Genomic DNA, 5,615 nt, shown 5'->3' on the forward strand with positions numbered 1-5,615 from the left:
TGCGCCTGGGTGGTCACGTCCAGCGCCGAGGTCGGCTCATCGGCAATCAACAGCGCCGGATCAAACGCCAGGGCCATGGCGATCACCACCCGCTGACGCTGCCCGCCAGACAGTTCAAACGGATACGCCAGTCGCAAGCGCTCAGGGTCGGGCAAGCCGACATAACCGAGCAAATCCACCACCCGCTGACGCCGCACCCGTGCTGCCGCCACGCCATGGGCGCGCAGGGTTTCATCGATCTGTTCGCCCACCCGCAACAGTGGGTTGAGGGCGCTCATGGGTTCCTGGAATACCATGCTGATATCCCGCCCGCGCAGTTGGCGCATGGCCTCTTCGCTGCGGTCGGCCAGGTCTTCGTCGCGAAACACCAGGCGCCCGCTTTCCACCTTCAGCGGCTCCGGCAACTGGCGCAGCAAAGCCTTGGCCAGCATTGACTTGCCGGAACCGGATTCACCCACCACACACAAGCATTCGCCACTGCTCAGTTGCAGCGACAGGTCATACAGCGCATGGCTGCGATCCGCACCGGCCGGCAAGGCGATACGCAAATGTTCAACACTCAACAACGTCATAGCGACCTCCCGGGCTCAAAGGCCACACGCAAACCTTCACCGACTCGATTGACCGCCAGCACGCACAGCACAATCGCCAACCCCGGCAGAAAGCTCATCCACCAGGCGTCCCGCAGCAAGCCACGGGAGGCATTGATCATGTAGCCCCAGCTCATGGCTTCCGGGTCGCTCAAGCCGAGAAACGCCAGGGCCGCTTCGGTGAGGATCGCCGTGGCCATGACAAAGGTCATGGTCACCAGCAGCGGCGCCAGGGCGTTGGGCAGGATCTGCTGGGCGATGATCCCCAGCGGCGACTGCCCCAGCACACGCGCGGCCTGCACGAATTCGCGCTGGCGCAGGGTCAGGAACTCACTGCGCACCAACCGCGCCACCGCCGGCCACGCTACGAGTGCGATGGCCAGCACGATGGAGAACAGGGACGGCTCAAGGATCGCCACCAGGATCACCGCCAGTACCAGTTGCGGAATGATCTGGAAGAACTCGGCAATGCGCATCAGCACACCATCGAGCCAGCCACCGAAATAGCCGGCGACCGCGCCGACCAGCAGGCCCACCACCAGGGTCGCCAGGCTGGCCAGCGCCCCCACGGCCAGGGACACCCGCGCGCCGTACAGCAGGCCACTGGCGAGGTCGCGACCGAGCAGGTCACTGCCCAGCCAATGGGCCGGGTCGTGGAATGGCGCGAGCATCGGCTGGCTGTTCATCTCCCATGGCGAGCTGCTGGTCAGCCAGGGGGCGGCGATCGCCAACAGCGTCAGCAGCAGCAAAAACAGCGCACCGATCAACGCCGCAGGCTGGCGCACAAAACGTCGGAAAACCAGCATCAGCCTTGCACTCCTGCACCGATACGCGGGTCGAGAAAACGACAGATCACATCGGTCAACACGTTAAAGCCCACCACCAGAATCGAGATCACCAGGAAACCGCCCATCAACACGCCGTAGTCACGCTGGGCCAGCGAGTCGTACATCAAGCGACCAATCCCCGGCCAGGAATACACCACCTCCACCAGCAACGCGCCGCTGGCCAACTGGCCCAGTTGCAAACCGGCAAAGGTCACCACCGGCAACAGCGCATTGCGCAACACATGCACGTACAAAATCCGCCGCGGGTGCAGGCCCTTGGCGTGGGCGGTGCGCACGTATTCCTGGCCAAGGGCGTCGAGCACGGCGGCGCGGGTCAGGTGGATATACAAGGCGAGGAACAGCACGCTCAACGACACGCACGGCAGCAGCAGGTGCTTGAGCCGGTCGAGCAGGGAAAAGTCCTGTGCCACCGTTTCCATGCCAAACGCCGGCAACCAATCGAGGCTGACGGAGAACAACAGGATCAGCAGCATCGCCAGCCAGAATGGCGGCATCGCATACAGCAGCAATGCGCCGTGGGAGATCACGCCATCCAGCCAGTGACGCTTCTGTCGGGCCCGGGCGGCCAACGTCCCCAGGGTGACGCCAAGCACCGACGAGAGCAAAAATGCCGAGCCCATCAGGGCCAGTGTTGCCGGCAAGCGCTCAGCAATCAGCGACCACACCGAGGTCTGGTTGCGGTAGGAATAACCCAGGTCCAGATGGGCGATATTGCCCAGGTAGATCAGCAACTGCGTGAGCAACGGCTTGTCCAGGCCCATGGTCTGGCGCAGGTGTTCGATGAACTGCACATCGTCCACCCCCGCCTCGCCGGCCAACAGCAGCGCCGGGTCACCCGGCGCCAGGCGGATCAGTAAAAAGCCCAGCACCAGCACCGCCACAATCATCAACAGTGCCTTGAGCAGGCGACCGCTGAAATACAGCAACCCGTTCATGGTGCAGGCGCGTCGAGGTAGACGCTTTCGTAGTCTTCGTTAAGGCTGGTGGCGGTTTGCAGCAGGTTCTTCACCTCTTTGTGGAACAGTGTCGGGTAGCGCATTTCGAAGATCGGCGCGATCGGCAGGTCGGTGTTCAGCACGTTTTCCAACTGGCTATAGAGCCTGGTGCGTTCCGGGCCTTCCGGGGTGTTGGCGACCTGGGTCCATAGGGCATCGGCCTCGGGGCTGTTGTAGCCGCTGACGTTGGCAAATGGCGAAGTCTTGAGGATGTAGTCGGAGCGGTACAGGTAGGCGTTGGTCAGGTACGGGTCGCCGATCTGGAAGATGAAGTTGTAGGTCAGGTCGAAGTCCCAGTCGCTGACGCGCTGGAACCAGGTGGCGGCGTCGGACGTCACCACTTGTACCTTGAAGCCCAGCGGCTGCAGGGCTTGCTTGGTGTATTCGGCCAGGCGCTCCCAGGCACCGCCCTTCTCGCCGTTGAGCAGGCGAATCCGCACGGCGCCCACGTCCACGCCGGACTCGGCAATCAGCGCCTTGGCTTTTTTCACGTCATAGGTGTACTGCGGCAATTGCGGGTCGTGGTACGGCGAGGTGGACACGAACTGGCCGGGGGCAACCTTGCCCGAACCGAAGAAGATGTTGTCGACGATGAACTGGCGGTTCAGCGCATACAGGATCGCCTGGCGCACCTTGGGGTTGTTCAGCGGCGGCTTGCGCGTATTGATCTGCAGGAAGGCCAGGCCGGAATACAGCTCCCAGCCTTTTTCCGACGACTGCACGTCCGGCAAGGCGGTCAGGCGCTTGAGGTCGGAATAGTCGGCATCACCGCTGCGCAGCACCTGCACGTCGTTGCGCTCGAACGCCGCAGCGCGGGACGAGCCGTCCGGGATCACGTGGAAGATGATCGCATCCAGGTGTGGCAGGCCCTTTTTCCAGTAGTCGGGGTTCTTTGCCAGCTTGATATAGGCGCCGCGTTTCCACTCCACAAACACAAACGGGCCGGTGCCGACAGGCTTGAGGTTATAGGGGTTGTTGCGAAAGTCAGTGTTCTCGTAGAGGTGCTTGGGCACCACAGGCCGCAGCCCGCTGCCCAGGGCCGAGAGCAACGGCGCGAAGGGTTTCTTGAGCTGGAACACCACCTGCAGCGGGCCCTTCGCGGTGATGCTGTCGACGTACTCGGTGAAGACCCCGCCCAGGCGCTTGTCCACTTCGGGGTAGAAGGTCTGGAAGCTGAACACCACGTCATCGGCGGTGAACGCGTGGCCATCATGCCAGCGCACGTTGTCCTGCAAATCGAAGGTGTAGGTCAGGCCATCGGGAGAAACGGTCCAGGCCTTGGCCAATACCGGTTTGGGTTTCAGGTCGGTGTCGAAGGTCAGCAGGCCCTGGAGGATCTTGCCGCTGACGTACTGGGTGGACACGTGGCTGACCACGCCGTGCATCAGCGACGGCGGTTCGGGTTGGGCCACCAGGTTCAGCACCCCGCCGTCATGGGGTTGCGCCTGAGCGGTGCCGGCCAGCAGCACGGCGCCAAGTCCCAGGTATGAAAGGACACGGCGAAAAGATAAAGGGCGCATGGAGACTCCTTGGCTAAGGTTTTGTCAGGGATTTAGCAAGGGCTGTGCCATGGGGCGACGGGCCGCGTTTGCGGGCATCACAGGCCTTGGCAGTGATGAAAAAACCACAGTGGCCGGGACGAGTGTGGAAAAAGCAACAGCCCGCCCTCTTGAGGAATGGTTGTGCGTAGCAGCTGCCGAGCCTTNNAAGGCTCGGCAGCTGCTACGGTAAGGTTTGAAGGTCGAGAGCCCCATCACTGGCACAAGGTTTGCCCTTCTAACCGCTATCTGAACCCATGAGTTTGAAGCGCATGTCACTGGATTACCTGGGCAACCCCATCGACACCCTCAACCCCGCCACCCGTCAGGGCCTGGATGATTTCGTCGGCGGTTTTCTCGGCTATCAGCCCCGTGCCGAGGGCATCCTCGCGGTCGCCGATGCCGACCCCGACTCAGCATTGGCCAACGGATTTGCCGGCCTGCTGCTGATGTTTATCGAGTCGCCCGAGGGCCCTGTGCTGGCCGAGAAGTACCGTCAGCGGGCGGCGGCGGTGAATTCCCGGCATCCACGGGCGCTCGTGTATCTGCAAGTGCTGCAAGCCTGGATCAACGACGAGCTGGATGAAGTGCTGCGCCTCAGCGAGCATCTGCTGGATCTTTATCCGCGGGACCTGCTTGCGGCCAAGCTCAACCAGTACCTGGAATTCAACCGGGGCAACTGGCCGGCGCTGCTGCGGATCGGTTTGAAAGCCACCGCCGGCGCGCCGGATATCGCCCACAGTCACGGGCTACTGGCGTTTGCGTATGAGCAGTGTCATTTGCTGGAGGAAGCCGAGGCCAGTGCGCTTGAAGCGTTGCGGTTGCAGGCGTCCGAGCCATGGGCCCATCACGCATTGGCCCATGTGATGCTGACCCAGGGGCGTATCGAGGAAGGCATCGGGTTTCTGGAGGGCGTGAAGCAGCACTGGGACGGGCTTAACTCGTTCATGTACACCCATAACTGGTGGCATCTCGCGTTGTTTTATCTGGGGCGCGGGGAGGATCAGCGGGTGCTGGAGATTTATGACCGGCATGTGTGGGGGATCTTGCCGGAGTACTCCCAGGATCAGGTGGGCGCGGTGTCATTGCTGGCGCGGCTGGAGCTGGCCGGGATTGATGTGGGTGAGCGGTGGCAGGCGTTGGCGCCCTACCTGCAGCGTCGGGTTGGGGATGCGGTACAGCCGTTTTTGAGTGTGCAGTATTTGTATGGGTTGGCCCGGGCGGGCAAGCCTGAGGCGGATCAGTTGTTGGCGGCTTTGCGCAGGCACAGTGTGGAAGCGCGGCCGGTTTGGGGGGAAGTGACGTTGCCGTTGGCTGAGGGGTTGTTGGCGCATGCCCGGGGGGATGCCCGGCGGGCGTTGGAACAGCTGGGGATAGCGTTGCCGCGGCTGAATGAGATTGGCGGGAGTCATGCGCAGCGGGATTTGTTTGCGCAGGTGGAGCTGGACGCACGGTTGCGGGTTGGGGATTGGCTTGGGGCGCAGCAGACGCTGGAATTGCGCCGGCGGTATGACGGGCTGGATGTCCCGACGAACCGAGCTTTGGTGGTGGTGTATGAGGCTTTGGGGTTGCCTGGGGAGGCACTGCGGGCGCGGGCGCGGATTGGGGGGATATCCGTTATTTAGGTGATGGCTTGTATTGGTT

At 62.7% G+C, this 5,615-nt stretch carries 5 protein-coding genes; 1 reads left to right on the top strand and 4 read right to left on the bottom strand.

Translation table 11 applies throughout. The features are described from left to right. The 4 genes from HX873_RS31230 to HX873_RS31245 form a co-directional block, all read right to left on the bottom strand. Positions 1–572: ABC transporter ATP-binding protein (locus HX873_RS31230; protein WP_177123826.1), on the bottom strand; the 572-nt coding region annotated here is incomplete at its 3' end. Continuing rightward, on the bottom strand, positions 569–1,396 hold the full coding sequence (locus HX873_RS31235; RefSeq protein WP_003210288.1) for an ABC transporter permease: 828 nt from the start codon (positions 1,394–1,396) through the stop codon (positions 569–571). The genes HX873_RS31230 and HX873_RS31235, both read right to left, overlap by 4 nt. Further along, positions 1,396–2,373 carry an ABC transporter permease gene (locus HX873_RS31240; protein ID WP_087693384.1) on the bottom strand — a complete coding sequence of 326 codons (978 nt, stop codon included), beginning with the start codon at positions 2,371–2,373 and terminating at the stop codon, positions 1,396–1,398. The genes HX873_RS31235 and HX873_RS31240 overlap by 1 nt, the downstream gene beginning before the upstream one ends. Next, entirely contained in the window at positions 2,370–3,953 is a 1,584-nt protein-coding gene (locus HX873_RS31245) for an ABC transporter substrate-binding protein (protein WP_008431399.1), read from the bottom strand. Before HX873_RS31245 ends, HX873_RS31240 begins: the two co-directional genes overlap by 4 nt. 290 nt (positions 3,954–4,243) lie before the next feature. Between HX873_RS31245 and HX873_RS31250 the strand changes: the two genes are divergently transcribed. Further along, on the top strand, positions 4,244–5,596 hold the full coding sequence (locus HX873_RS31250) for a tetratricopeptide repeat protein (RefSeq protein WP_177029209.1): 1,353 nt from the start codon (positions 4,244–4,246) through the stop codon (positions 5,594–5,596). Positions 5,597–5,615 lie beyond the last annotated feature (19 nt).

The organism is Pseudomonas sp. P7758, assembly GCF_013386485.1.
Taxonomy (GTDB): Bacteria; Pseudomonadota; Gammaproteobacteria; order Pseudomonadales; family Pseudomonadaceae; genus Aquipseudomonas.